Raw genomic sequence first — 23,723 nt, 5'->3', positions numbered from 1 at the left:
GTCGTTCCAGCGCTAAGGCGGCACTCGGTGGGAATCCAAGCTCATTGAGCCGCCCGTGGCTGCGGAACGAAATTGGATTCCCGCCTTCGCGGGAAAGACGGTTTTGCGGCTAGTTGGTCACCGCTGGAACCGCGGCGGGCGCGCTGACGGGCGCTGGCACTGCCGCAGCCACCGATGGCGTCACCCGCCAGACCACATTGCCCACATCATCGGCCACCAGCAGCGCACCGGCCTTGTCGACCGCCACGCCAACCGGCCGTCCGTACGCATCGCCCGCCTCGTTCACGAAGCCCGTCAGGATCTCGATCGGCTTTCCTTTCGGCATACCTTTGTCAAAAGGCACGAACACCACGTTATAGCCGCTCAGCGGTTCGCGGTTCCACGAGCCATGCTGGCCGATGAACGCGCCGCCCGCGTACTGCGCCGGGAACAGGCTGCCTTCATAGAACACCATGCCCAGCGGCGCCACGTGGCTGCCCAGCGCGTAGTCGGGCATGATGGCCTTGGCCACCAGCTCCGGCTTGGGCGGCTTGACCCGCTCGTCGACGTGCTTGCCGTAGTAGCTGTATGGCCAGCCGTAAAACCCGCCATCCTTCACCGAAGTCAGGTAATCGGGCACCAGGTCGCTGCCCAGCTCGTCGCGTTCATTGACCACCGTCCACAGGGCGCCGCTCTGCGGCTGCCAGCCCATGCCGTTCGGATTGCGCAGGCCCGAGGCGAACAGGCGCGTGGCCTTGCTGGCCAGGTCGACTTCCAGGATCGCGGCGCGGTTGACCTCGTTCTCCATGCCGTTCTCGGCCACGTTGCTGTTGGAGCCGACGGTCGCGTACAGCTTGCTGCCATCCTTGCTGGCGATGATGTTCTTGGTCCAGTGATGATTGATCGGCCCGCCCGGCAGGGCGGCCACCGTTTCCGGCGCGGCACTGATCGCCGTCTCGCCGCTGCGGTAGGGGAACTTCACGATGGCATCGGCATTGGCGATGTACAGCACATCGCCCACCAGCGCCATGCCGAACGGTGAATTGAGGCCCTTCAAAAATTCGCTGCGCATTTCGGCCACGCCGTCGCCATCGGCGTCGCGCAGCAGGGTGATGCGGTTGGCGCTGGGCACGCCGGCGCCGGCCTTGGCCATGACCTTCTTCATCACGAAACCCTTGATGCCCTTGCCATCTTCGGGCTTGGGCGGCGCATTGGTCTCGGCCACCAGCACGTCGCCATTGGGCAGCACGTACAGCCAGCGCGGATGGTCCAGGCCGCTGACCATGGCCTTGACGGCAAAGCCGGGCGCGGCGCGCGGCGTGGTGCCGGCGGGCCAGCCCTTGGCGGGCGCGATATTGACAGTCGGGATGAGGGTCTTGTTCGGCGGCGGAATGGTCGGCGCCGGGCCGACGCCATCGCTGGCCGGCAGGATGGCCTTTTCGCCGCAGGCCGCAAGGCCCAGCAGCATGCAGCCTGCGAGCAGGCGAACGGACGGATGGGCGCGCATGGAAAATCTCCTTGGATTGGACGGGAACTGGTCCCCGGGATTCTAGACGAATCATCCAAGCCGGCTCGCCCGTTACGCCACCGCGCCCTCCGCCTGTGCCTGCACGGCTGCCGGGGCCGGCGCGCGCCCGCGCCGCCGCACGTACAGCACCAGCCCCGGCAACTGCAGCAACACCAGAATGCCGAACGCGGCCTGGTAGGCGCTGACCGGATACTGGTGCAGCACATTGGCTTGCCACAAGCCCAGCACCTGGCCAAAGCCGGCCTGCACCAGGAAGGCGCCGATGAAAATCAGCAAGTTGAGGCAGGTAGCGGCGCGCCCGGTCAGGCTGGCGGGCATGCTCTGGGCCACGATCGCATACTCGATGCCGGTAATGGTGCCGATCAGGGTAAACAGCACCGAGAGCGTCTGGAAGCTCGGTTTGAAATTGAGCACGATGCCGATCTGCACCAGCAGGAACAAGCCGATGCCGATGGCCGCCACGTCGAGCGGTTTGACGCCGCGCCGCCCGGCCCACTCGGTCAGCATGCCGACCGCGATGGCGCCGAAAATGACGGCGGCCATGCTCAGGTACAGCAGGTAAGCCACGGCGGCGTCGGAAAAATGCGCCACGTCGGACAGCCAGCGCCCTATCCACAAGCCCTGCAGGCCGAAAAACACGGCATGCGGAACGAGCATGAGCGAAATGGTCTTGCGAAACGCCGGATCGCGGTAGACATCGAGGATCGAATGCAAGGTCGGCGCCGGCATCTTGGGCGCGGCGGCAGCGGCGCGCGGCGTCACCAGCCAGATCAGCAAGCCAACGCAGGCGGCCAGCGCGCCGAGCAGGATGAACAGGCCGCGCCAGTCGGTGAACTGCAGCGCCAGGCGCACCGGCAGGGTGGCCGAGGCCGCGCCCAGCCCGCCTACCGCGATCAGGTAGCCGTGCACCGACGGCAAGCGCTCCGGTGCGATCCAGCTGGAAATCGACTTGACGGCCGACATGAAGCAGCCGCCCAGCCCGAAGCCGATGACGGCGCGCGCCACCACCAGTTCCGCGAAGCTGTTGCCATGCGCGAACATGACGGCGCCGCTGCCGGCCAGCAGCATCAGCACCAGTTGCACCTTGCGCGGTCCGTAGCGGTCGAGCGCGATGCCGACCGGCAGCTGCACCAGCGCGAAGGAAAAGAAAAAGGCACTGGTGAGCAGCCCCAGTTGCCCGGAGGTGAGCGAGAGCGATTGCACCAGGTTGGGCGCCAGCACGGCGTTGACGGTACGCAGCAGCGAGGACAGGTAATGTCCCAGCGCAAACGGCAGGAACACGGAGAAAAAAATGGCCAGACCGGACAGTGCCTTGTGCTGCTGCGCGCCTCCCATCATGCTTCTCCCCGGCCTCAGGCGGCGTCGGTCTGTTTGCTGCAGCCGCCCGCGCCGGCCCGCTGCGCCGTCGAGATCGGAATGACCTTGCCGGCCGGCGCATGCACGGCGCCATCGTCCTCGCTTTCAAAGAAGAACTTGCTCTTGCCGAAGGCCGGCACCAGGTGGTCCATCCAGGTGGCCTTTTCGTCGAACTTGGCGAAGAAGGGCTTGCGCACCCAATCCGGATTGCGTGCCTGCAAAAATTGCAGGGCGAACAGTTTTTCGCCATTGATGGTGACCACGCCATCGATCACGACCTTGCCTGGGAAGGCGCTCATGGAGGGCCCGCGCACCGTGCGCGACAGGCCGGACACCATCTGGTAGGCCGACTGGAAGATTTCGTGGGCGCGTGCCAGCGGCAGGGAAAAATACTCGCTGGGGCCGGTGTCGCGTTCGACGAACATGTAGTAGGGAATCGCGCCCAGGCGCACGCCGGTGGTCCACAGTTCGGCCCAGCTGGCGGGGTCTTCGTTGATGTGGCGGATCAGCGGGCCTTGCATGCGCAGGGTGGCGCCCGTCGAGACGATGCGCTTGACCGCCTTTTGCGCCATTTCGTTGCGCAGTTCGACGGCGTGGCTGTAGTGGCCCATGATGGCCAGGTTCTTGCCGGAGGCAACCACTTTCTCGAACAGGCGCATCAGGTCGTCGGCATCGCGGTCGGTGACGAAACGCTGCGGCCAGTACGCCACCGCCTTGGTGCCGATGCGAATGTTCTGGATGTGCGCCAGCTCGGGCACCAGCAGCGATTCGAGGAAGCCGGCCAGCGAACGGGTATTCATGATCATCGGGTCGCCCCCCGTGATGAGCACGTCGGTCACATCCGGATGGGTGGCCAGATAGGCCACCAGCTCGGTCGTTTCGCGCGCATCGAACTTCATGTCGTCCATGCCGACGAATTGCGGCCAGCGGAAGCAGAAGGTGCAGTAGGCGTGGCAGGTCTGGCCGGCGCTGGGGAAGAACAGTACCGTTTCCTTGTACTTGTGCTGCAGGCCGCGCAGGGGAGCGTCGTTTACGCGCGGCACGTTGTGGGTCATCTGGCCGGCCGGATGGGGATTCATGCGCATGCGGATCGTGTGCACCAGCTGGTTGATGGCCGTTTCATCCTTCTTGTACAGCACCAGCTCGCGCAGCCGGGCGTATTCCTGGGGCTGCAGCATGTCGCGGTGCGGAAACACCAGGCGGTAGATCGGATCGTCCGGAATATTGCTCCAGTCGATCAGCTGGTCCATCACATATTCATTGGTGCGAAACGGCAGCACCCGCGAGACCACTTCCACCGCTTCCTGCAGCTCGGGCGACATGAATTGCCACTGACGCGCATTGGCGATCGACTGGCGGGTGTAGGGCTTGAATTTGGGGGACGAAAGATCGGTCACGACGGGCTCCTGAACAGGGTGGGAAGGCAGAAAATCATCATATGCTTGCCACTGGGAATCAAATTGCCCTGCATCAATATGACGAAGCAACGTTGTTCTTGTGCCCGCACAAGCGGCCTGGAGTGTGGCGTGCGCGCATCCTTCGCCTCGGCCTTGACATTGCGCAACCGGCGCCGGGAGCGGGGGCGTAGATTACGCAATGCACCCAAGCAACAACCCTCCATTCCTGAAAGGATTTGCCATGAAATTGCTGCTGACCGCCACCGCCCTGTGCTTCACCTTTGCCGCCGACGCCGCCTGCGCCGCCGAACCCACCGAGAAAGACGCGATTGCCATGGTCGAGCGCGGCGTTGCGCTGATCAAATCCAAGGGCAAGGAAGAAATGGTCAAGCGCATCAACGCCAAGGACAAGGATTTCGTCCAGGGCGAGCTGTACATCGACATGCGCGACCTGCAGACCGGCATCGTGCTGGCCCACCCGATCAACCCATCGATCGTGGGCAAGGACCTGACCGATGTGCCCGATGCGAGCGGCAAGAAATATCGCCGTGAAATCATCAACCTGGGCCAGTCGAAGGGCAAGGGCTGGGTCGACTACCAGTACAAGAACCCCACCAACGGCAAGATCGAGCCGAAAACCACCTACATCCAGCGGGTTGACGATGTGGTGCTGGAAGCGGGCATTTACAAGAATTGATGCAATTGCAAAGCGGGCGGCATCTGCCGTCCGCGCAACGTACTGTCGGGAGTAAGGCATGCTGAACAAACTGCGTATTGGGCCCAAGCTGCTGCTGGCCCCCGCTCTGGTGCTGATTTTGCTGATGCTGGTGGCTGCGGGCGCCTGGTACGGCATGGTGCGCCAGAATGCTTCACTGGAAAAAATGGTGCTGGTGCACGCCACGCGCCAGAAAGCCGCGGCCGACGTCGCCGGCGACGCCAAGCATGCGCACGCCAATATCTATCAATTGCTGGCCTGGATCAACGGCAGCTTCGCCCAGTCGCGCGTGGATGCGCTGACCGCCGACATCGGCAAGAAGCACCGCGCCATCGCCGACCAGCTGACGGCGCTGGGCCAGATGGCCGACCCATCCGAGAAAAAGCTGATCGAAGCGGCCGGCGTCACGCTGGCGGCTTACCGCAAGGGTGTGCTGGAAACCATCGAAATGGCGCAGATGGACCAGTCGATCGCCACCAATTCGATGCAAAAGGCCGAAAAGGAATTCGTCACGCTCAGCGCCAGCCTGGGCCAGCTGGCGTCCCTGGAAAAGACCCGGGCCGAGCACGCCTACGCCGAGGCGCGCGAAGAATTCCGCTCGCTGGTGGGGGCGATGGCGGCGCTGGTGCTGCTCTCGATCGGCCTGTCGCTGCTGGCCACGATGCTGGTGCGGCGCGGCATGCTGGCCGACATCCGCGCCATTGCCGGGGTGGTGGGCGACCTGGCCGAGGGGCGCCTGACGGTGGGTACGCCAAACCGCGGCCGCGATGAAATCGCCGACACCTCGCGCGCGCTGGACCACACCATCGCCAACCTGAACCAGACCTTGCGCACCGTGCTGACCTCGGTGCACTCGATCGACACAGCCTCGAAGGAAATTGCCACCGGCAACCTGGACCTGTCGAGCCGCACCGAAATGCAGGCCGGCTCGCTGGAACAGACCGCCAGCGCGATGGAAACGCTGACCCTGGCGGTGAAGGAAAACGCCAGCAATGCGCGCCGCGCCAACGACTTGGCGTCCAGCGCCGCCACCCTGGCCGCGAGCGGCGGGCAGGCGGTCGAACGGGCGGTGACGACCATGGCCCAGATCAAGGCCAGCTCAGGCAAGATTGTCGACATCATCGGCGTGATCGACGGTATTTCATTCCAGACCAATATATTGGCGCTGAACGCGGCGGTGGAAGCGGCGCGCGCCGGCGAGCAGGGCCGCGGCTTTGCCGTGGTGGCGGCCGAGGTACGCACCCTGGCGCAGCGCTCGGCGGCGGCGGCCAAGGAAATCAAGACCCTGATCGCGGCCTCGGTCGCCATCATCGACGGCGGCAGCGCCTCGGTCAACGAAGCGGGCAGCAGCATGGGCAATATCGTCGCCTCGGTCAAGCAGGTCAACGAGATCATCGAGCGCATCAGCCTGGCCAGTTCCGAGCAGGCCGAAGGCATCGCCGAAGTCAATATGGCGGTCGGCCAGATGGACTCCATGACCCAGCAGAACGCGGCGCTGGTGGAGCAGGCGGCGGCCGCGGCCGAAAGCCTGCACGAGCAGACGGTGAACCTGTCGCGGGCGGTTTCGATCTTCCAGATCGATGCGGATGCGGAGGACGAGGAGCAGGACATCGAGCAGGCCGACTTGCACGGCGACCCGGATGCCGACTACCGCGAGCCGTCCGAGCGGCGCGCGGCGTCGAGCAAGATGCGGGCGGTGGGCGCGCGCGGACTGTCGGCGGCGGCGCGCGAGGCAGCCGGACGGCGCGCGCTCTGACGTTGCGCCGGGTTCAGCGGAACGGCTTGCTCACGAAGCGCGAGCCGGCCAGGCCGAAGCGCCAGGGCACGTCCATGGCCTTGGAAATGCCGATCCGCGGTCCGGCCACCACCACGACCGGATCGCCTGGCGGGCTGAGGGCGAACGGCGGCGCATCCAGCGGCAGTGCATTGTGGGCGCGCGTCACGCCCAGCGCCTGGCATAGCTTGCCGGGTCCGGAGCACAGCAGGCGCACATCGTCCAGAGCGCGCCGCTCGCGCATCACGCCGATGCCCGCCAAAGGCTCGAGCGCGCGGATCAGCACCCCGGCGCCATGGCCATTGTCACGGCAGACGAAGTTGAGGCACCAGTGAATCCCGTAGGAGCGGTACACATAGGCATGCCCGGGCGGGCCGAACATGGCCAGATTGCGCTCGCTCGGACCGGAAAAGCTGTGCGAGGCCGGATCGTCGCGGTCGTACGCCTCGGTTTCGACGATGCGCCCGCCCACGCCATCGACCAGCAGCACCACGCCGATGAGCTGGCGCGCCACCTCCTGCGACGGCGCATGAAAATCGATGCCCGCCAACTGTGTCATTGTCTGCATTTTCATAAGAAACAATTCTACCTTGCCAAAATGGCGCGCAATGTGCGGCCGGGCACCAAGCAGACCCGGTCCGGTGTGACGGTGCCCCAACACTGAAGAAAGATTCTTTTTTGAATGCCACAAGATCAGCCGCAGCCAGGCAGACTGGTTTATAGTGACCCATTGCAAGAGATTCCGCACGGAAATTAATCTTCGATATTATATGAGCAACCCAGCCGCCCTAGCCATCTCCTCCGACGACCCGGTCGACGCCCTGATCAAGTCGATCCGGATTCCGCCGCGTCCGAGCCTGCTGGCCGACCTGCAGCGCGAACTGATGTCGGAAGACCCGTCGCCGGCCACCATCGGGCGCATCATCGCCAGCGACGTTGGCATGTCCGGGGCGCTGCTCAAGCTGGCCAATTCCTCCTTCTACGGCGGCAAGCGCAAGGCCAAGTCGATCGAGCAAGCGATTTTGTTTCTAGGAATCAACCAGGTCGCCGCCCTGATGACCGGCCTGCTGGCGCGCCGCACCATCGGCGCCGACCACGCCTCGCTGGCCAGCTTCTGGGACCTGTCGACCCGGCGCGCCCAGGCCATGGTCTACCTGTCGCGCCGCCTGCGCATCGGCGAAGCCGACGTGGCCCACACCTTCGGGCTGTTTTGCGACACCGGCGTGCCGCTGCTGATGCAGCGTTTTCCCGGCTACGCCGCCACCTTCGCCGACGCCGCCAACGACCCGGTACGTCCCTTCACCGCGCTCGAAGATGAACGCCACAGCACCAACCACGCCGCCATCGGCTGCCTGCTGGCGCGGAACTGGGGCCTGTCGAGCGAGGTCGCCTGGGCCATCCTGCACCACCAGGACTACACCGTGCTCGAAGACGAAGCCACCGACGACGCCGTGCGCGCCCTGGTGGCGCTGTCGCTGCTGGCCGAAAGCGCCATCCAGCAGTACCAGGGCCACGGCGGCTCGCTCGAATGGGACAAGGGCGGCGCGCGCGCCAGCGCCTACCTGGGCCTGTCGGACGACGACATCACCGACCTGCTCGACGAACTGCACGATTCCTTCCACGGCGAGCACTAGACTTTCGCGCGCGCGGCGACGATACTGAAAGTCAGACTTCAGGAGGCGACGATGAAACGACTTGCCAGCTTGGTCATCTGTACCCTTTCCTTGCTGGGCAGCGGCTGCGCGGGCCTGCGCGTGCCGGCCCCGCTGCCGCTGCCGGCGGTCTTCAGCGATGCCTCGTTCGCGCCGCCACCGGCGCCAGTCGGCCCGGAGCAGCTGTTCGTGCTCAGTCCCGCCATGCGCGCCTATGTCGAGAGCCCCGAATTTGCCACCGTGATGCGCAGGCTGGGACCGGAGCGCGGCCTGGTCGAAGCGCTCTACACCAAGGGCGAACTGAAACTCGAATACGACGCCAGCGTCACCCGCAACGCCGCCGAAACGTTCGACGCGCGCATGGGCAACTGCCTGTCGCTGGTGCTGATGACGGCCGCTTTCGCCAAGCACCTGGGACTGGAGGTGCAGTACCAGGACGTGATGACCGAGGAAGTCTGGTCGCGCAACGCCGGCCTGTATTTCGCCAGCACCCACGTCAACCTCTCCATGGGCAAGCGCCGCACGGCGCAGGCGCGCGGCGTGGCCGCCGACGAGCGCATGCTGACCATCGATTTTTTGCCGCCCGAAGACAGCGCGCGCTACAACACGCACACGATCGAAGAACGCATGATCGAAGCGATGTTCATGAATAACCGCGCGGCCGAGGCGCTGGCCGGCACGCGCCTCGACGAAGCCTACTGGTGGGCGCGCGCGGCGGTAACGCACCTGCCCAACTTCGCCACCCCATACAACACGCTGGGCGTGATCTACCAGCGCCACGGCGACAATGCGCTGGCCGAACGCGCGTTCAAGGCCGCCCTGACCCTGGAACCGGAAAGCACGATCGCCATGCACAACCTGGTGCCGGTGCTGTCGAAACTGGGCAAGGCCGAGGAATCGAAGGCGCTGGCGGCGCGCCTGGCCGCGCTGGAACCGACCCCGCCCTTCCACTACTTCCACCTGGCGATGAAGGCGATGCAAGAGGCGCGCTATGGCGAGGCGCGCGACCTGCTGCACAAGGAAGTGCGGCGCGCGCCCTTCAACCACGAGTTCCACTTCTGGCTGGCGATCGCGCACTGGCGCCTGGGCGAAGGCACCGCGGCGCGCGACGCACTGGCGCTGGCGCTCGACAACAGCACCACGCGCGCGGCCACCGAGCGCTATTCGGCCAAACTGGCCTTCCTGCGCTCCCAGATCGGCAACCGCCAGCGCACTTACTGAGCGCCGCTTCCTGTACGTAGAAGTCGCAACTGGCGCGCCCGCCAAGCGCCGGCCTATAATCGATGCTCGTCCATTCTTAGCGAGCCTCCATGCGCAGCGACCTGCCCGCCCTGATCATCATCGACATGCAAAAAGCCATGGCCAATCCGGCCGCCGGCCAACGTAACAACCCCGATGCCGCGGAGCGCATCGCGCGCCTGCTGGCGGCCTGGCGCGCCGCCGACGCGCCGGTGGTCCACGTGCGCCACATCTCGCGCACGCCGGGCAGCCTGTTCTGGCCCGGCCAGGCCGGCGTGCAATTCCAGGATGCGCTCGCGCCCCTGCCATCCGAACACGTGGTCGAGAAAAACGTCCCCGACGCCTTTATCCATTCCACGCTCGAACGCTGGCTGCGGGTGCGCGGAATCGAGCGCATCGTCATGGCGGGCGTGAGCACCAACAATTCGGTCGAGGGCAGCGCGCGTAGCGCCGGCAACCTGGGATTCGACACCACCGTGGTGGCCGACGCCTGCTTCGCCTTCGCCTGCACCGACTACGCCGGCCAGGCGCGCAGCGCCGACGAGGTGCACGCGATGGCGCTGGCCAACCTGAACGGCGAATACGCCACCATCAGCGACAGCGCCAGCGTGCTGCGCGCCCTCACTGGCATGTGACGATTCCCCGCCAATTCATCAATAGGTCATAAACAGGCTCTAGACTTCCAGCCATCGTTCACTGGAGCCTTCATGACCTCAACACTTTCACGCCGCGGTTTTCTCACGCGCGGCGGCATCCTCGCCGGCGGCACGGCGCTCAATGGTTCGCTGCTGCTCTCCGCCTGCGGCGGTTCGGACTCCCCTGCCCCTTCCGTGATCCCGAGCGAAGCCGAACGGCCCAAGCTGCCCTCCGGGATCCAGTTCGGCGACGTGACCGGCGAGCGCGCCGTCATCTGGAGCCGCAGCGACCGCAACGCGCAAATGATCGTCGAATACGACACGAGCGAACGCTTCACCAACGCCAGCCGCATTGTCGGCCCGTACGCCACCGAGGCTACCGACTTCACTTCGCGCGTCGACTTGTCCGGCCTGCCCGCCGGCCAGACCGTGTTCGTGCGCGTCAAGTACATCGACCCGGCCAACGGCCGCATCGAGAGCGAAGCGGTGTCGGGCCAGTTCCGCACCATGCCGCAGGCCGACGGCAAGCGCGCGATCCGCTTTCACTGGAGCGGCGACCAGGCCGGCCAGGGCTGGGGCATCAACACCGACTTCGGCGGCGTGCGCATGTACGAATCGATGCGCAAGCGCGATCCGGATTTCTTCATCCACAATGGCGACACCGTCTACGCGGACGGCCCGATCGCGGCCGAAACCAAGGCCGAAAACGGCCAGGTCTGGAAAAGCCTGGTGACCGAGGAAGTGAGCAAGGTCGCCGAAACGCTCAAGGAATTCCGCGGACGCCATTCGTACAACACGCTGGACCTGAACTTTCGCAAATTCGCCGCGCAGGTGCCGCAGATCTGGCAGTGGGACGACCACGAGGTGACCAACAACTACAGCGGCGCCAAGAACCTCTCGGCTGACGCGCGCTACAAGGAAAAGAACGTCGCCATCCTGGCCGAACGGGGCCGCCGCGCGTTCCTGGAATACGCACCGATGCGCTATTACAAACAGGCCGAACCCGAGCGCATCTACCGCAGCATTGGGTACGGCCCGCTGCTCGACGTGTTCGTGATCGACATGCGCAGCTACCGTGGTCCCAACAGCACCAACCTGCAGACCGAGGAAAATGCCAGCTCGGCGCTTCTGGGCTCGGCGCAGGTGGACTGGCTGATCGCCGAACTGACTGCCTCGAAGGCCACCTGGAAGGTCATTGCGTCGGACATGCCGATCGGGCTGGAAGTGGCCGACGGCAAGGACGCCAAGGGCGTGGCGATGTGGGAAGCCGTGGCCAATGGCGTCAGCGGCCCGGCCTCGGGGCGCGAGCTGGAAATGGCGCGCCTGCTCAAGGGCATCAAGGCGGTGCCGAACGTGGTCTGGATCACGACCGACGTGCATTACTGCGCGGCCCATTACTACGATCCGGCCAAGGCGCATTTCACCGACTTTGCGCCGTTCTGGGAGTTCGTGGCCGGCCCGATGAATGCCGGCGCCTTCGGCCCGGGCAAACTGGATATGACGTTCGGCCCGACCGAAGTGTTTTCCAAGTCGCCGCCGGTCCAGAATGCGTCACCGTTCGCTGGCTACCAGTTCTTCGGCGAAGTCAATATCGACCCGCAGTCGAAAGCGATGAAGGTCGAACTGCTGGACCTGAACGGGGTGACGCAGTTCAGCAAAACCCTGCCGGCGGCCGGCATTTAAGCCGCCACCGGCTGCGCGCCCGCGCGCGCGAGCTGGTGGCGCATCAGCTGGAAGTACAAGCCATCCTGCTGGGCCACCAGCTGCGCGTGCGTGCCCTGCTGCGCCAGCCGGCCCTGATCGAGCACCAGGATGCGGTCGGCCTTGACGATGGTGGAAAAGCGGTGCGCGATGATGATCGTGGTGCGCCCTTGCATCAAGGTGTCGAGGGCGCGCTGCACCTGCAGTTCGCTGGCCGAATCGAGGGCGCTGGTCGCTTCGTCGAGGATCAGGATGCGCGGATCGCGCAACAGGGCGCGCGCAATCGCGATGCGCTGTTTCTGCCCGCCCGACAGTTGCGCGCCGCGCTCGCCGACCACGGTATCGTAGCCGTCGGGGAAGCCGCTGATGAAATCGTGGGCGAAGGCCAACGCCGCCGCTGCCTTCACCTCGTCCAGCGTCACGCCGCGTTCGGCGACCGCGAACGCGATATTCTCAAAAATACTGCCAGAAAAAAGCGACGGCTCCTGCTCCACGATCGCCAGCTTGCTGCGGATGCCGGCCAGCGGCATGGCGTGCGCCTCGATGCCATCGAAAGCGATGCTGCCGCTGTCGGGCTGGTAAAAGCCCAGGATCAGGCTCGCGATGGTCGATTTGCCGGCGCCGGACGCGCCCACCAGCGCAATGGTCTCGCCGGCGGCGATGGAAAAACCGATACCTTTGAGCGCTTGCGCGTCGGGCCGCTCGGGATACGAGAACACCACATCGTTGAAGGCCAGATTGCCCTGCAAGCGCACCTCGCCGTGCGCTTCCCCTTTCGCCGCCCCCGGGGCGCGGTCCGAGTTGACAACCTCGAAAATCCATTCGGTGGCGCCGATGGTGCGCATCCACGCGTTCCAGAATTCGCCGATGGCGCCGGCCGCTTCCGTCACCATGCTGGCGTACAGGATGAAGGCGGTCAGGTCGCCCACCGACAGCACGCCCTGGCCGATCAGGCGCGCGCCGAACCACAAGGTGCCCAGCAGCGCCAAGTACACGAGGAAGGACGAGCCGCCCCGAAACAGCGCAAACAGCGCGCTGCTCGACACCGACAGCGACAGCGCGTGTTCGGTGGCGCCGGCATAACGGGCGCGCGCGGTACGCTGCTGGCTGAAGGCGTGCACCAGGCGGATGTTGGAAAAATGTTCGTGCGCGACCTTGCCGCACTCGGCCTGGCCATCCCGCATCAGGCGCGCGCGCTTGCGGTACACCTTGCCCGTCATTTTGCCGATGATGAGGGTGGCCGGCAAAAAGAACACCAGCATCAGGCACAGCGCCGGCGAAATCGTCAGCAGCATCACTACCCCGCCGATGAACACGCACAGGCAGCGCAGCGACACCGCCATCCCCATGGTCAGGGTGTCGTGCAGGACTTCGACATCGGCCGTGAGGCGGTTATTCAGTTCGCCGACATGGTGCTTGTCGAAGAAGCGGATCGGCTGCCCGATCAGCGCCGCGTACAGCTGGCGCCGGATGCGCGTGACGATCATGTAGCCGGTCGACTCGAAAATGTAATAGCGCGCGGTGGCCGCCACGGCCTGCACCGCGAGCACGGCCAGCATGATCAGCGCCAGTGAGCTGAACCAGGCCATGTCCTTCTGCACATTGATGTTATCGATGAAGTACGACAGCGCCTTGGGATAAGCCAGCTGGATCAGCACCGTGACGGCCATACACACAAGCCCGGCGCACAGGCGCGCGGCAAAGGGGCGCAGCAGGCGCAGGCGGTCGAGGTGGGGCGATGGCCGGCTCACGCGCTTGCCTCGCTGGCGATGCGTACCTCGTCCATCTGTTCGGAAAAGCTGCGCCAGTCGTCGTCGCCGATCATGCCGCGCGCGTCCAGGGTGCCGGCCTGGCTGATGAACAGATACGACGGCGACGACATCACGGGATTGAGCATCGCGTAGTCGGCGGCGGCCACGCGCAGGGTGCTGCCGGCCAGCGAGCTCGCCTGCAGGAAGCGGCGCAGGCGCCATGCCGGCTCCAGGCTGACCAGCCAGATCGCCACACCGGCGTCGCGCGCCAGCGGCGCCAGGCGTTCGATCTCGGGCAGCTTCTGGCGGCATTTGGGGCAGGCGCTGGACAGGAACAGCAGGACCGCCGGCTGGCCGTCGCCGCCAACCGTGACCGGCGCGCCGCCGGCCAGCGGCTTGCCGGTGAAGGCGGGAACCGGCTCTCCCACCGGCAGCATCGACGCCGCCCTGGCGGCCGTGCTCAGGCTATCGACCACTTTCGACAGATGCAGCGACAGCTTGAGGTTCAGCGCCACGCTCAGTGCCAGCAGCAGCAGGATGAGGGCCAGGACGTCGCCGTCCATCATGTGCTCCGTTGCATGGCACGGGCCAGATCGTGAAAGCCGATCGCGCCGATCGTGCCGATGAGCGCCAGCGCGGCGGCCAGCACGCTCTCTTTCTTGCCGAAAGCCGCAACGCCGGAAAGCGCGAGGCCGGCGCCGATGCTGGCGATGATCAAGCCATTGCGCAGCAAATCGTAGCCGGAGACCGGCCGTTCGCTCTCGCCGAAGCAGCTGCATTTGACGCTGCCTTCGGCCACGTAGCGATAGCCCACCAGCGCCGTCACCAGCACGAATAGCACCAGGGCGCCGGCCATGCCAGCGCGCCCGATGCCGCCGCCGGCGAGAATGAGGGCGGCAAGCAGCGCTTCGGCCGCGACCACCGCGGGCGCCAGGATCGTGGCGGCCCGCCGGGGCAGGCCGAAGGAGTCGGCCAGGTTATGTGCGAAAGCGGCCAGCGTGCGTAATTTGCCGAGAGCGGCGCAGGCGAGCAAAAAGGCGGTGAAGAAGCCGATGATCTGCGCAAGGTAGGCTGTGGCGTTCATACGGCTCTCTGGCTCCAGCGCGGCAGAAAGCCGCCGCTGCGGTGTTCGCGCAGCATGCCGCCGTCGCGCGTGGCCAGCAGCACGTCGTTCCACGGCGCCTCGGCCGATTCGCGCAGCCCGCCGCCCACCAGCGCTTGCAGCGCGCGCGAGATCGCCCAGGCGCGTTCCTCCACTTCCGGCTCGCGCCGGATCGTCAAGCCGAGTTTTGCAAGCTCCTCGCGGGTCAGCGCATAGTTATGCGAGTAGTAGCCGAACATCAGTTCCTTGATGACGTCCTGACGGAACGTCTCGGTTTTGTCGGGCAGCTGGAAGCGCAGCAGCTCTTCGCCGATCTGCATGACTTCCTGCGTGGTGCGGTAGAACGCGGTGAGGGTCGGCGGGAAGATGCTGTTGCACAGAAGGCCCAGCGACTGCAGGCGCGCCTCGTCGGAACTGACGCCGAACCATTCCTCGCTCATGGCGCCGAACATCTTGATGTCCTGGCACGAGAACGAGGAGGCGGCGCTGTCGTCCCCGGTGCCGCCATGCAGGTGCGGATCGATCGGCGAGAACATGGCCAGGTCGCCGGCGATGATTTCGTCGGCCGCCAGGGCCAGGATGGTGGCCGACGATTCGCAGTGATACGGCACGATGAAACCCAGGTGGCCGGTGAACTGGCGCAGCAGCAGCGCAATGCGGCGCGCCGCGTTGACGATGCCGCCGCGGCACTGCAGCACCACGTCCAGGCGCGGCACGCGACCGATGGCGCGGCACTGTTCATACAAGGCAGGCAGGATCTCCAAGTCCAGATTCGACGCCGCGAACACCAGCACGCGGCTGGTGCGCAGCGATTCGATCTCCTTGATGTGGTCACGCACGGGAAAGCGGGCCGGCTGGGTCATGCGCACTCCTGAATGAGTCGGTCGGCCAGGGCGTCGAGCATCGCGAATTCGGGAATCAACTGCTCGACGTAGAGAAACTGGCCGACGGGATTATTTTCGAGAAAAACGTAGTCCTGGTCGGGCGTGACGATCAGGTCCAGCGCGCTGTAAGGCAGGTCGTAGCTGCGCGCGAACGCCAGGCAGCGCCCGCGCACCGCATCCGGCAAGATGGTCGCCTCGTACAGGATATCGGCCGACATATCACGCGAATCGATGGCGGTGCGCTGGTCGTCCTGCGAATGGATTTTTGCCGCGAACACGCGCTCGCCGATGATCGTCACGCGCAGTTCGTATTGTTTGGGGATGTACTGCTGAAAATGGCAGGCCAGTTCGCCGACCGATTCGAGCTGTTCAAGCATGGCATCGTCGACCAGCGTGGTGCCGATGCCGGAAGCGACGCGGTCGCCGTCGGCCAGGTCTTCGCCACCGAGGTTGGGGCTGGACAGGGCCTTGAAAATCATGGGGCCGTCGAAACTGGCGCGGAAGGCTTTGACCTCGGCCGGCGAATTGGTCGTCAGCGAGGCGGGAATGCGAAACCCCATGCGCGCGGCGCGCTGCAATTGCTCGCCCTTCCACATGGCGCCGCGCAGGGCCAGCGGATGGCTCATCCAGAAGCAGTCGAGCGTGTAGAACATGCCGAACAGGGCCTGCTCGGTTTCCGCCTTCGCGTAGATGCGTTCCTGGATGCCGAGGTCGGGGCTGAGAAAGGAGAATTCGGCCGGCTTGCGGCTCCAGACCGCGCCCACCTCGGCCAGATCGAGCGTCACGCCCGACGGCAGGTGGCGTATCGACTGGCGCAGGGAGCCGGCGGCAAACCATTGGGACGTCTGGTAATCGCGCGGGAAGGCGTCCAGATCGAGGCGGAAGGCCGCATATCCCTTGGCCTGCAGGATGGGAATGAGCAGGTCGACGTGCAGGTCCGAGCTATTACTGACAATTAAAACCTTTTTCGCCATATGCCACTTTGAAGAGGTCCATGGAAACAGCCCTGCCCGCAGGGAGCAGGGCTGGGCATATTCAATCGCTTAGCACCACACGCCCAGATCGCGGCCCCAATAACCGTCTGCACGCTGATCTTCGCCGGAGCAGCCGGCACTGGCGACGCCGTCGCGCAATTTCCATTGCGGCGCCGGTTTGGCTTGTTTGGCTTTCTTTTCCGCCAGCGTTTCCGCGAGTTTGAAGGCAAACAGTTTGGAGTTTTCGTGCTTTTCCATTGACCGATCTTTCAAAGAAGAGTGAAGTAGACGACAGCGCTGCGGATAAAAAAAAGCCCTGCGATGAGCAAGGCTTTTCATCCGCCGAATCTGTCAGCAATAGATGCCGTTGTCGCGGCCTGGGAGGCGGTCGCCGCGCGCATCCGGACCGGAGCAGCCGGCGGTGGATACGCCTTCGCGTGCCTGCCACTGTGGCGCAGGTTTTGCTTCCTTGGTTTTTTTCTCGGCCAGCTTGAACGCGAACGTTTTCATTCCATTTTGATTTTTCATTTTCGTATCTTTCTAAAAATAGCGAAATTCAATCCAACGGTGTACCACTTATAGTGGCAGAGAAATGCTAGTCGCATGCAAACCTTGCGTCAAGATAAATATTATTCTTTGCTTAATTCACATTGCATATATCCACAGCAAGCGTCCACGAGCGAAACACCATTGCGGTCCATGCGGCTTAGGTCTAGCATAGGTGTATCTGACCAATCGAGACCGTCATGCGAACTAGCATTGTGATTGATGACAAATTGATGGAGGACACGCTCCGTTTGACTGGCCTGAAGTCCAAACGTGAGGTAGTGGAACTAGGATTACGAACGATTCTGCGTCTTCATCAACAGGAAAAGATACGCCAACTTCGAGGCAAACTGATGTGGGAGGGTGATCTTGATGCGATGCGGACCGACCGGTGACCCTGGTCGATTCGAGCGTCTGGATTGACTATTTCAAGGGCACGCTGACGCCACAAACCCATGCGCTCGATGTCATGCTCAGCACTACCCATATCGCTGTCGGCGATCTTATTTTGACTGAAGTTTTGCAAGGTTTCAGAACCGACCTCGACTTTCAGCTTGCCAAAAAAATGCTTACTTCCCTGACAGTCGTTGACCTCGGGGGAGAAGCTGTAGCGATACAAGCTGCACAGAACTTCCGTAAGTTGCGATCGATGGGGATTACGATTCGCAAGACCATCGACACTGTGATTGCGACTCGCTGCATCATGGATGACTACGAACTGCTGTACAGCGACAGGGATTTTGATCCATTCGTAGCGCACTTCGGCCTACGCTCAGCGATTCCGTAATCGACTGCATATCGCGCAGCTGGTTTGCAACCGGAAGAAGGTGCGCTCGCGCTTGCACTGCTCTCGCACCGGCTTGCATTAGCCAAAGGCCCTGCCGGGATATCCTTGGTGCCGCCGTGTGAAATGCGCTCAACATGCCAAATCTTCACCCAACGTTTTCCACACCAACAATTTCTCTGCATACGGCGCCGTGTACGCCGGGCTGCTCGACGGCAAAGGCACGATACGATAGCGCCGCGCGTGTTCGCCCAGCGCTTTCATGCCCAGCCGCGCGGCCGTGCCGCCATTGAATGCAATCGTCCGGAGTTGCGCCAAGCTTTCAACCAGTCCCACCAAGTCGTTACCGACATGGCCGCGAATCTGGCTGTCGAGACTGCCTTCGCGCCTGGCTTGCGCCACCACATCCCACAGGCCGATCCCGTGCGCCAGCAACGCCCGCAGGCGCGCCTCGTAATCCAGCGCCACCAGATCGACGGCGGTGATCCCGGACATCAGCGTCCAGAAACGGTTCTGGCGGTTGCCGTAATACTGCTGCTGCGCGAGCGAGCGTTCTCCCGGCAGGCTGCCGAGCACCAGGATGCGGGTGTGCGCGTCGACCACCGGCGCGAAACAGCGCTTGAGCACCGCCGCGTCCGCGTCGTCCGTGGAAGGCGAGAATTCGTTCATGGCAGCGATTCTAGCAGCCCGCCGGACAGGTGTAGAATCGACCGGCAAGCCAACCACAACAACAAAATCGGAGACTCCCATGGACCAAGCTGCCCAGCCGCGCGCCATCGATATCTTGCTCGCCAAATATGGCGAGAGCCATCTGAACCACACCAACGAACTGATTCACTTCGTGTGCGTGCCCGTGATCGTGTTCACCCTGCTCGGCATTGTCTGGTGGATACATCCGTTCGCGGCCGTGGCCGTCACGCTGCTGTCGCTGTGCTATTACTTCAAACTGTCCAAGCCGTTCGCGGCCGGCATGCTGGCGATGTCCGCCGTGATGCTGGGCCTGCTCAGCCTGATGCCGCCGGCCGCCGTGCTGCCGCTGTCGCTGGCCATCTTCGTGCTGGCCTGGATCGGCCAGTTCATCGGCCACAAGATCGAGGGCAAAAAACCATCGTTCTTCGACGACTTGCGCTTCCTGCTGATCGGCCCGCTTTTCGTGCTGAGCTTCCTGTACCGGCGCCTGCACCTCGCATGGTAAGCATGTCCGCGTACTGACGTTTTATGGCGATGACGGGCAGGAAGTTGCGAATGCACATATACTTTCCGCATGTCATCACCACTCCTCTTCGCGATCGCGGCCCTGATCTGGGGCTCCACCTTTTTTGCCATCACCTTGCAGCTGGGCGAAGTCGCGCCGGCGGTGTCGGTCGTGTACCGCTTCGGCCTGGCGTCGGCCACCCTGTTTGCCTGGTGCGTGCTGCGCGGCGACAAGCTGCATCTGCCGTGGCGCGCCCAGCGCTGGTTGATCCTGCAGGGGTTCTTCACCTTTGCCCTGTCGTATGTGTGCACTTACGGTTCCGAGCAATACCTGGTGTCGGGACTGGTGGCGGTACTGTTCGCGCTGATGGTGTTCTGGACCCCGATCTGCAGCCGCATCGCTTTCGGCACGCCGATTTCCTGGCGCACCTGGGCCGCCGGCATGATCGCCTTCGTCGGCGTGACGATGCTGTTCTACCACTCGATTACGGGCGCCTGGAAAGAGATCGTGGGCGGCGGCACCGGCCACTTCCTGCTTGGGCTGGTGCTGGCCTTGGTCGCCACCATTGCCAGCTCGGCCGGCACAGTAGTGGTGGCCAAGGTACGCGAGCAATCGTCGAACCTGTTGCTGACCATGGCCTGGTCGATGTTCTGGGGCACCTCGATGGTCATCGTCTGGGCGCTCGCGACCGGGCAGCCATTCGTGCTGCCGAGCGCGCCGCGCTACTGGATGGCGCTGCTGTACCTGTCGCTGTTCGGCTCGGTCATCGCCTTCCACGCCTATTTCACCCTGATTAACCGCATCGGCTCGCAGAAAGCCGTGTACATCGGCGTGGTCACGCCCGTCATTTCGGTGTTGCTGTCGATCCAGCTTGAACATTACCGGCCTGGCCCGGTCGAATGGCTGGGCATGGCCGTCTGCCTGGCCAGTGTTGCCTGGGCGCTGCGCTCGCCTGGCCCCGCCGCTGCATCTTCGTCTTCCACCACACCCGCGCCGGACGCCAGTCTGGCCGCCATTCCCGAGGTTCCATGAATACCGACAACACCTTCACCATCCGCCCGGCGCAAGCGTCCGACGTTACCCATATTTACGGCATGATCGTCGAACTGGCCGTGTTCGAGAAACTGGAACACCTGGTCGTGGCCACCGAAGCGCAGCTGCATGACGCACTGTTCGGTGAGCGTCCCTCCTGCGAAGCGCTGGTCGGCGTGGAAAATGGCGAGGTGGCCTGCTTCGCCTTGTTCTTCCACAATTTTTCCACCTTCCTTACGCGCAAGGGTCTGTATCTGGAAGACCTGTACGTCAAGCAAGTGCACCGTGGAAAAGGTTACGGCAAGCAAATGCTGGCCGCGCTGGCGCAACTGGCGGTGGAACGTCAGTGCGGCCGCTTCGAATGGTCGGTGCTGGACTGGAATGAAAACGCCATCCACTTTTACAAAAACGTTGGCGCGCAAATTTTGCCGGACTGGCGTATCTGCCGCGTCGACGGCGACGCGCTGGGCAAGCTTGCGGCGTCCTGAAAAGAAAAAGCCCACAGGCTAAATTCACCGTGGGCAAACCCATTTTTTTAGAATGGGGAGGGGAGACTGGAGTCAATCTACGGCTTCACTATAGTTGCCGGTTGCCGTAATTTCCTATGCCTTTACAATTGCTTACCTCTGTTTAAAGCGGTAACTTGTTGTAAGCAATTATTATCCTCCTGAAAACGGCGCGTTTGACGCGGCGCAAACGATGGCGCGGGCGTCCGCGCCGCGCAACGCTAGCGGCGGCGCGCGATCAAGCGTTCTCCTGCTTCAAACAGCCCCTGTGTCAGCAAAGCCAGCAGCGCTGCCGGAATTGCGCCGGCCAGCAACATATCGTTATCGTTGAGTGCGAGGCCAATCGTGATGCGCTCGCCGAAACCACCCGCCCCGATAAAGGCCGCAATCGTGGCCGTTCCCACGCTCATCACCGCCGCTGTCTTGATGCCCGCCAAAATCACCGGTAGCGCCAGCGGCAATTCGACATCGACCAGCGTCGCGCGCCGGCCCAGCCCCAGCGCCTGCGCCGCCGTGCGCAAGCCCTGCGGCACGCCCAGCAGGCCGGTGCAGGTGTTGCGCACGATCGGCAGCAGCGCGTAGACGAACAGGGCCACCAGCGCCGGCACGGTGCCGATCATGCCCAGCAGCGCAATCAACATCGCCAGCAACGCCAGCGCCGGCACCGTCTGCAGCACGCCGGCCAGCGCCAGCACGGTCTGCCGCAGGCGCGGCGCGAAAGCGGCGACGATCCCGAGCGGAATACCTACCAGGCAGGCCAGCACCACCGATATCAGCACCAGCATGACGTGCTGGCGCGTCAGGGTCCACAGGCTGGCGTCGAACATCTTGCTCATCAGGCCTGCGCGCGCTGGTCCTTGCGCGGCTGCGGCCGGGGTCAGCCAGTTTTTGGCCACGGCCGCGAAACTCTTCCCTTCCAGTTCAACTTGCGCGTTCATGGCGGTCATCTGTTCGGCCGTGATGCGTCCCTCCAGTTGTGCGATGGCCGCCCACGCCTTCGGGAAGCGCCGCGGCGTATCGAGCCGGTACAGCAGCATGGCGTCGTAGCGCGGAAAATATCCCAGGTCGTCCTTGAGCACGCGCAGGCCGTACTGGCGAATCTTGGCGTCGGTCGAGTAAATGTCGATCACATCCACCTGGCGCTGCGCCAGGGCCTCGTAGGCGATGCCGTGATCGAGGCCGCGCGGCGTATGCGGCAGGCCGTAGCGCTGCTTCAGGCCCGGCCAGCCGTCGGCGCGGCCGATGAATTCGTGCGACAGGCCGAACTTGAGCGTGCCCTGGCGCGCCAGGTCCGACAGGCTGTCGACGCCCTTGCTGTCGGCCCGCATGGCCAGCGCATAGGTATTGTTAAAGCCCAGCGGCACCGCCACGCCGAGCCCCATCGGTTTCAGGGCCGCGCGCATCTGTTCGAGCGACCTGGCGCTGGTGTTCTTGAGGATTTCGAGATCGATTGTGCCCATATACTCGGGATACACATCGATGCTGCCCGCCTGCAGCGCGGCCAGCACAATGGCCGTATTGCCCAGGCCCTGGCGGTGCTCGGCCTTGCCGCCGTGGACCGCGGCAGTCTGGGTCAGCACCTCGCCCAGGATATACGACTCGGTAAAGCGCTTGGAACCGACGCGCAGGGTGTCGGCATCGGCCGCCGTGGCGGCGCCTCCCAGGACCAGCGTAAAGACAGATAGCCAGCGCAAGGCCGTGGCAAAAAAGGTGCGCACGGCACTCTCCCGAAAATTTAGTCGGGCAAGCTTACCACCGGTTTGCGCAGCACGCCCGCGTTGACCACCGCGCGGCAGGGATTGAAACCGATCGCGTACGACAGGTCGGCCGGACGGGCAATGTCCCACAGCGCGAAGTCGGCGCGCTTGCCGACCGCCAGCGAGCCGATGTCGGCAGCGCGGCCGAGCGCGCGCGCGGCGTGGATGGTGGCGCCGGCCAGCGCCTCCTGCGGCGTCACGCGCCACAAGGTGCAGGCCATGTTCATCGCCAGCAGGATCGAGGTCATCGGCGAGGTACCGGGATTGCAGTCGGTGGCCACCGCCATCGGCACGCCGGCCGCGCGCAGGGCCGCCACCGGCGGCGGCACGGTATCGCGCAGGAAGTAGTAAGCGCCCGGCAGCAGCACCGCCACCGTGCCGGCGGCCGCCATCGCGTCGATGCCGGCGAGGCTGAGGTGTTCCAGGTGATCGGCCGAGAGCCCGTCGAAGCGCGCCACCAGTGCGGCCCCGCCCTGGTCCGACAACTGCTCCGCGTGCAGCTTGACCGGCAGGCCGGCACGCCGCGCCGCCTCGAAAATGCGCTCGGTCTGGGCGCTGGAAAAGCCGATGCGCTCGCAAAAGGCGTCGACCGCATCGGCCAGGCCCAGCGCCGCTAGCTGCGGCAGCATGCACTGGCAGATCTCGTCGACGTAGTCGTCGGCGCGGCCGGCGAATTCCGGCGGCAGCGCGTGCGCGCCGAGGAAGGTGGTCGCCACGCTCACCGGCAGCACCTGCCCCACGCGGCGCGCCGCGCGCAGCATCTTGGCCTCGTCCTCCAGGCTCAAGCCGTAGCCGGACTTGATTTCGAGCGTGGTCACACCTTCGGCCAGCAGGCTGGCCACGCGCGCAAGGCTCTGGCGCAGCAGTTCGTCTTCCGACGCGGCGCGGGTGGCGCGCACGGTGGACATGATGCCGCCGCCGGCCTTGGCGATGTCTTCATAGGTGGCGCCATTCAGGCGCGCCTCGAATTCGTCGCTGCGGTTGCCGGCGTGGACGATGTGGGTGTGGCAGTCGACCAGGCCGGGCGTAAGCCAGCAGCCGCCGCCATCGTGCACGGTGGACGCCGGCGGCGCCTCGGCGCGCGGCCCGAGCCAGGCGATGCGCCCGTCGGTCACCGCGATCGCGCCATCACGCAGTTCGCCGTAGCCGTTCTCCATGGTAGCCAGGTGCACATTGGTAAAGAGCGCGTCGCATCGCGCGTCGCAAATCGTCATCG

The 23,723-nt window shown here is 64.5% G+C and carries 25 protein-coding genes; 11 read left to right on the top strand and 14 right to left on the bottom strand.

The features are described from left to right. Positions 1–109: 109 nt before the first annotated feature. The 3 genes from CR152_RS11925 to CR152_RS11915 all read right to left on the bottom strand — a co-directional run bounded on the left by CR152_RS11925 (position 110) and on the right by CR152_RS11915 (position 4,260). On the bottom strand, positions 110–1,486 hold the full coding sequence (locus CR152_RS11925; RefSeq protein WP_099875104.1) for a PQQ-dependent sugar dehydrogenase: 1,377 nt from the start codon (positions 1,484–1,486) through the stop codon (positions 110–112). A 72-nt stretch (positions 1,487–1,558) separates the two neighbouring features. Then, positions 1,559–2,845: an MFS transporter gene (locus CR152_RS11920; protein ID WP_208640114.1), complete on the bottom strand. Its 1,287-nt coding sequence runs from the start codon at positions 2,843–2,845 to the stop codon at positions 1,559–1,561. A 14-nt stretch (positions 2,846–2,859) separates the two neighbouring features. Then, complete coding sequence (locus CR152_RS11915) at positions 2,860–4,260, bottom strand: KamA family radical SAM protein (RefSeq protein WP_099875103.1); 1,401 nt, start codon at positions 4,258–4,260, stop codon at positions 2,860–2,862. 241 nt (positions 4,261–4,501) lie between these two features. On the opposite strand from CR152_RS11915, the gene CR152_RS11910 reads away from it, so the two are divergent. Both CR152_RS11910 and CR152_RS11905 read left to right on the top strand, forming a co-directional pair. Then, positions 4,502–4,957 carry a cache domain-containing protein gene (locus CR152_RS11910; protein ID WP_099875102.1) on the top strand — a complete coding sequence of 152 codons (456 nt, stop codon included), beginning with the start codon at positions 4,502–4,504 and terminating at the stop codon, positions 4,955–4,957. Between the two features lie 58 nt (positions 4,958–5,015). Beyond that, positions 5,016–6,731 (top strand): methyl-accepting chemotaxis protein, encoded by a 1,716-nt coding sequence (locus CR152_RS11905; protein WP_099875101.1) that lies wholly within the window; start codon positions 5,016–5,018, stop codon positions 6,729–6,731. Positions 6,732–6,744: 13 nt separating this feature from the next. Here CR152_RS11905 and CR152_RS11900 read toward each other — a convergent pair whose 3' ends face one another. Then, positions 6,745–7,323: a DNA-3-methyladenine glycosylase gene (locus CR152_RS11900; RefSeq protein ID WP_229413356.1), complete on the bottom strand. Its 579-nt coding sequence runs from the start codon at positions 7,321–7,323 to the stop codon at positions 6,745–6,747. 196 nt (positions 7,324–7,519) lie between these two features. On the opposite strand from CR152_RS11900, the gene CR152_RS11895 reads away from it, so the two are divergent. From CR152_RS11895 to CR152_RS11880, 4 genes are all read left to right on the top strand, one after another. After that, entirely contained in the window at positions 7,520–8,383 is an 864-nt protein-coding gene (locus CR152_RS11895; protein WP_099875099.1) for an HDOD domain-containing protein, read from the top strand. Positions 8,384–8,434: 51 nt separating this feature from the next. Then, positions 8,435–9,622 (top strand): tetratricopeptide repeat protein, encoded by a 1,188-nt coding sequence (locus CR152_RS11890; RefSeq protein ID WP_099875098.1) that lies wholly within the window; start codon positions 8,435–8,437, stop codon positions 9,620–9,622. An 89-nt stretch (positions 9,623–9,711) separates the two neighbouring features. Continuing rightward, positions 9,712–10,275, top strand: a complete 564-nt coding sequence (locus CR152_RS11885; protein WP_099875097.1) for a cysteine hydrolase family protein — start codon at positions 9,712–9,714, stop codon at positions 10,273–10,275. Between the two features lie 72 nt (positions 10,276–10,347). Further along, positions 10,348–11,958: an alkaline phosphatase D family protein gene (locus tag CR152_RS11880; RefSeq protein WP_099875096.1), complete on the top strand. Its 1,611-nt coding sequence runs from the start codon at positions 10,348–10,350 to the stop codon at positions 11,956–11,958. Here the strand turns inward: CR152_RS11880 and CR152_RS11875 are convergent. The 7 genes from CR152_RS11875 to CR152_RS33625 form a co-directional block, all read right to left on the bottom strand. Next, positions 11,955–13,727: an ABC transporter ATP-binding protein gene (locus tag CR152_RS11875; protein WP_229413355.1), complete on the bottom strand. Its 1,773-nt coding sequence runs from the start codon at positions 13,725–13,727 to the stop codon at positions 11,955–11,957. The two genes, CR152_RS11880 and CR152_RS11875, sit on opposite strands and share 4 nt — an antisense overlap. Next, positions 13,724–14,293, bottom strand: coding sequence for a TlpA family protein disulfide reductase (locus CR152_RS11870; RefSeq protein ID WP_157778453.1), 570 nt, complete (start codon positions 14,291–14,293; stop codon positions 13,724–13,726). Before CR152_RS11870 ends, CR152_RS11875 begins: the two co-directional genes overlap by 4 nt. After that, positions 14,290–14,811, bottom strand: a complete 522-nt coding sequence (locus CR152_RS32855; protein WP_157778452.1) for a MauE/DoxX family redox-associated membrane protein — start codon at positions 14,809–14,811, stop codon at positions 14,290–14,292. The genes CR152_RS11870 and CR152_RS32855 overlap by 4 nt, the downstream gene beginning before the upstream one ends. After that, positions 14,808–15,692 (bottom strand): SDH family Clp fold serine proteinase, encoded by an 885-nt coding sequence (locus CR152_RS11865; protein ID WP_099875094.1) that lies wholly within the window; start codon positions 15,690–15,692, stop codon positions 14,808–14,810. The genes CR152_RS32855 and CR152_RS11865 overlap by 4 nt, the downstream gene beginning before the upstream one ends. After that, positions 15,689–16,687, bottom strand: coding sequence for an ATP-grasp domain-containing protein (locus tag CR152_RS11860; protein WP_099875093.1), 999 nt, complete (start codon positions 16,685–16,687; stop codon positions 15,689–15,691). Before CR152_RS11860 ends, CR152_RS11865 begins: the two co-directional genes overlap by 4 nt. Positions 16,688–16,756: 69 nt before the next feature. Beyond that, positions 16,757–16,945 (bottom strand): hypothetical protein, encoded by a 189-nt coding sequence (locus tag CR152_RS11855; protein ID WP_099875092.1) that lies wholly within the window; start codon positions 16,943–16,945, stop codon positions 16,757–16,759. Between the two features lie 93 nt (positions 16,946–17,038). Further along, positions 17,039–17,215, bottom strand: coding sequence for a hypothetical protein (locus CR152_RS33625; RefSeq protein ID WP_167399891.1), 177 nt, complete (start codon positions 17,213–17,215; stop codon positions 17,039–17,041). Between the two features lie 218 nt (positions 17,216–17,433). Here CR152_RS33625 and CR152_RS11850 point away from each other — a divergent pair, with 218 nt between their 5' ends. Together CR152_RS11850 and vapC are read left to right on the top strand one after the other, a co-directional pair. After that, complete coding sequence (locus tag CR152_RS11850; RefSeq protein ID WP_099875091.1) at positions 17,434–17,628, top strand: type II toxin-antitoxin system VapB family antitoxin; 195 nt, start codon at positions 17,434–17,436, stop codon at positions 17,626–17,628. Next, complete coding sequence (vapC, locus tag CR152_RS11845) at positions 17,625–18,020, top strand: type II toxin-antitoxin system VapC family toxin (RefSeq protein WP_099875090.1); 396 nt, start codon at positions 17,625–17,627, stop codon at positions 18,018–18,020. Before CR152_RS11850 ends, vapC begins: the two co-directional genes overlap by 4 nt. A 129-nt stretch (positions 18,021–18,149) precedes the next feature. Here the strand turns inward: vapC and CR152_RS11840 are convergent, their stop codons facing one another. Further along, entirely contained in the window at positions 18,150–18,686 is a 537-nt protein-coding gene (locus tag CR152_RS11840) for a DNA-deoxyinosine glycosylase (protein ID WP_099875089.1), read from the bottom strand. A 79-nt stretch (positions 18,687–18,765) separates the two neighbouring features. Here CR152_RS11840 and CR152_RS11835 point away from each other — a divergent pair, with 79 nt between their 5' ends. From CR152_RS11835 to CR152_RS11825, 3 genes are all read left to right on the top strand, one after another. Beyond that, entirely contained in the window at positions 18,766–19,212 is a 447-nt protein-coding gene (locus CR152_RS11835) for an Mpo1 family 2-hydroxy fatty acid dioxygenase (protein ID WP_099875088.1), read from the top strand. 69 nt (positions 19,213–19,281) lie between these two features. Further along, complete coding sequence (locus tag CR152_RS11830; RefSeq protein WP_099875087.1) at positions 19,282–20,244, top strand: DMT family transporter; 963 nt, start codon at positions 19,282–19,284, stop codon at positions 20,242–20,244. Continuing rightward, positions 20,241–20,732: a GNAT family N-acetyltransferase gene (locus CR152_RS11825; RefSeq protein WP_099875086.1), complete on the top strand. Its 492-nt coding sequence runs from the start codon at positions 20,241–20,243 to the stop codon at positions 20,730–20,732. Before CR152_RS11830 ends, CR152_RS11825 begins: the two co-directional genes overlap by 4 nt. Before the next feature lie 239 nt (positions 20,733–20,971). Here the strand turns inward: CR152_RS11825 and CR152_RS11820 are convergent, their stop codons facing one another. Both CR152_RS11820 and hutI read right to left on the bottom strand, forming a co-directional pair. Then, entirely contained in the window at positions 20,972–22,468 is a 1,497-nt protein-coding gene (locus CR152_RS11820; protein WP_370663815.1) for an ABC transporter permease/substrate-binding protein, read from the bottom strand. 17 nt (positions 22,469–22,485) lie between these two features. Beyond that, positions 22,486–23,721 (bottom strand): imidazolonepropionase, encoded by a 1,236-nt coding sequence (gene hutI / locus CR152_RS11815; protein WP_099875085.1) that lies wholly within the window; start codon positions 23,719–23,721, stop codon positions 22,486–22,488. Positions 23,722–23,723: the final 2 nt, after the last annotated feature.

It is taken from the genome of Massilia violaceinigra, from assembly GCF_002752675.1.
GTDB lineage: Bacteria > Pseudomonadota > Gammaproteobacteria > Burkholderiales > Burkholderiaceae_D > Telluria_A > Telluria_A violaceinigra.
The sequence above is the reverse complement of the archived record's forward strand: the minus strand, read 5'-3'. Positions and strand labels throughout refer to the sequence as shown.

What these genes read in the sequence shown, in the direction of transcription:
- CR152_RS11825 (WP_099875086.1), top strand. Translation starts at nt 20,241, where the DNA reads ATGAATACCGACAACACCTTCACCATCCGCCCGGCGCAAGCGTCCGAC.
- CR152_RS11880 (WP_099875096.1), top strand. Translation starts at nt 10,348, where the DNA reads ATGACCTCAACACTTTCACGCCGCGGTTTTCTCACGCGCGGCGGCATC.
- CR152_RS11900 (WP_229413356.1), bottom strand. Translation starts at nt 7,323, where the DNA reads ATGAAAATGCAGACAATGACACAGTTGGCGGGCATCGATTTTCATGCG.
- CR152_RS11885 (WP_099875097.1), top strand. Translation starts at nt 9,712, where the DNA reads ATGCGCAGCGACCTGCCCGCCCTGATCATCATCGACATGCAAAAAGCC.
- CR152_RS11905 (WP_099875101.1), top strand. Translation starts at nt 5,016, where the DNA reads ATGCTGAACAAACTGCGTATTGGGCCCAAGCTGCTGCTGGCCCCCGCT.
- CR152_RS11840 (WP_099875089.1), bottom strand. Translation starts at nt 18,686, where the DNA reads ATGAACGAATTCTCGCCTTCCACGGACGACGCGGACGCGGCGGTGCTC.
- CR152_RS11860 (WP_099875093.1), bottom strand. Translation starts at nt 16,687, where the DNA reads ATGGCGAAAAAGGTTTTAATTGTCAGTAATAGCTCGGACCTGCACGTC.
- CR152_RS11835 (WP_099875088.1), top strand. Translation starts at nt 18,766, where the DNA reads ATGGACCAAGCTGCCCAGCCGCGCGCCATCGATATCTTGCTCGCCAAA.
- CR152_RS11890 (WP_099875098.1), top strand. Translation starts at nt 8,435, where the DNA reads ATGAAACGACTTGCCAGCTTGGTCATCTGTACCCTTTCCTTGCTGGGC.
- CR152_RS11850 (WP_099875091.1), top strand. Translation starts at nt 17,434, where the DNA reads ATGCGAACTAGCATTGTGATTGATGACAAATTGATGGAGGACACGCTC.
- CR152_RS11830 (WP_099875087.1), top strand. Translation starts at nt 19,282, where the DNA reads ATGTCATCACCACTCCTCTTCGCGATCGCGGCCCTGATCTGGGGCTCC.
- CR152_RS11925 (WP_099875104.1), bottom strand. Translation starts at nt 1,486, where the DNA reads ATGCGCGCCCATCCGTCCGTTCGCCTGCTCGCAGGCTGCATGCTGCTG.
- CR152_RS11855 (WP_099875092.1), bottom strand. Translation starts at nt 16,945, where the DNA reads ATGGAAAAGCACGAAAACTCCAAACTGTTTGCCTTCAAACTCGCGGAA.
- CR152_RS11920 (WP_208640114.1), bottom strand. Translation starts at nt 2,845, where the DNA reads ATGATGGGAGGCGCGCAGCAGCACAAGGCACTGTCCGGTCTGGCCATT.
- CR152_RS11895 (WP_099875099.1), top strand. Translation starts at nt 7,520, where the DNA reads ATGAGCAACCCAGCCGCCCTAGCCATCTCCTCCGACGACCCGGTCGAC.
- CR152_RS11910 (WP_099875102.1), top strand. Translation starts at nt 4,502, where the DNA reads ATGAAATTGCTGCTGACCGCCACCGCCCTGTGCTTCACCTTTGCCGCC.
- CR152_RS33625 (WP_167399891.1), bottom strand. Translation starts at nt 17,215, where the DNA reads ATGAAAAATCAAAATGGAATGAAAACGTTCGCGTTCAAGCTGGCCGAG.
- hutI (WP_099875085.1), bottom strand. Translation starts at nt 23,721, where the DNA reads ATGACGATTTGCGACGCGCGATGCGACGCGCTCTTTACCAATGTGCAC.
- CR152_RS11865 (WP_099875094.1), bottom strand. Translation starts at nt 15,692, where the DNA reads ATGACCCAGCCGGCCCGCTTTCCCGTGCGTGACCACATCAAGGAGATC.
- CR152_RS32855 (WP_157778452.1), bottom strand. Translation starts at nt 14,811, where the DNA reads ATGAACGCCACAGCCTACCTTGCGCAGATCATCGGCTTCTTCACCGCC.
- CR152_RS11870 (WP_157778453.1), bottom strand. Translation starts at nt 14,293, where the DNA reads ATGATGGACGGCGACGTCCTGGCCCTCATCCTGCTGCTGCTGGCACTG.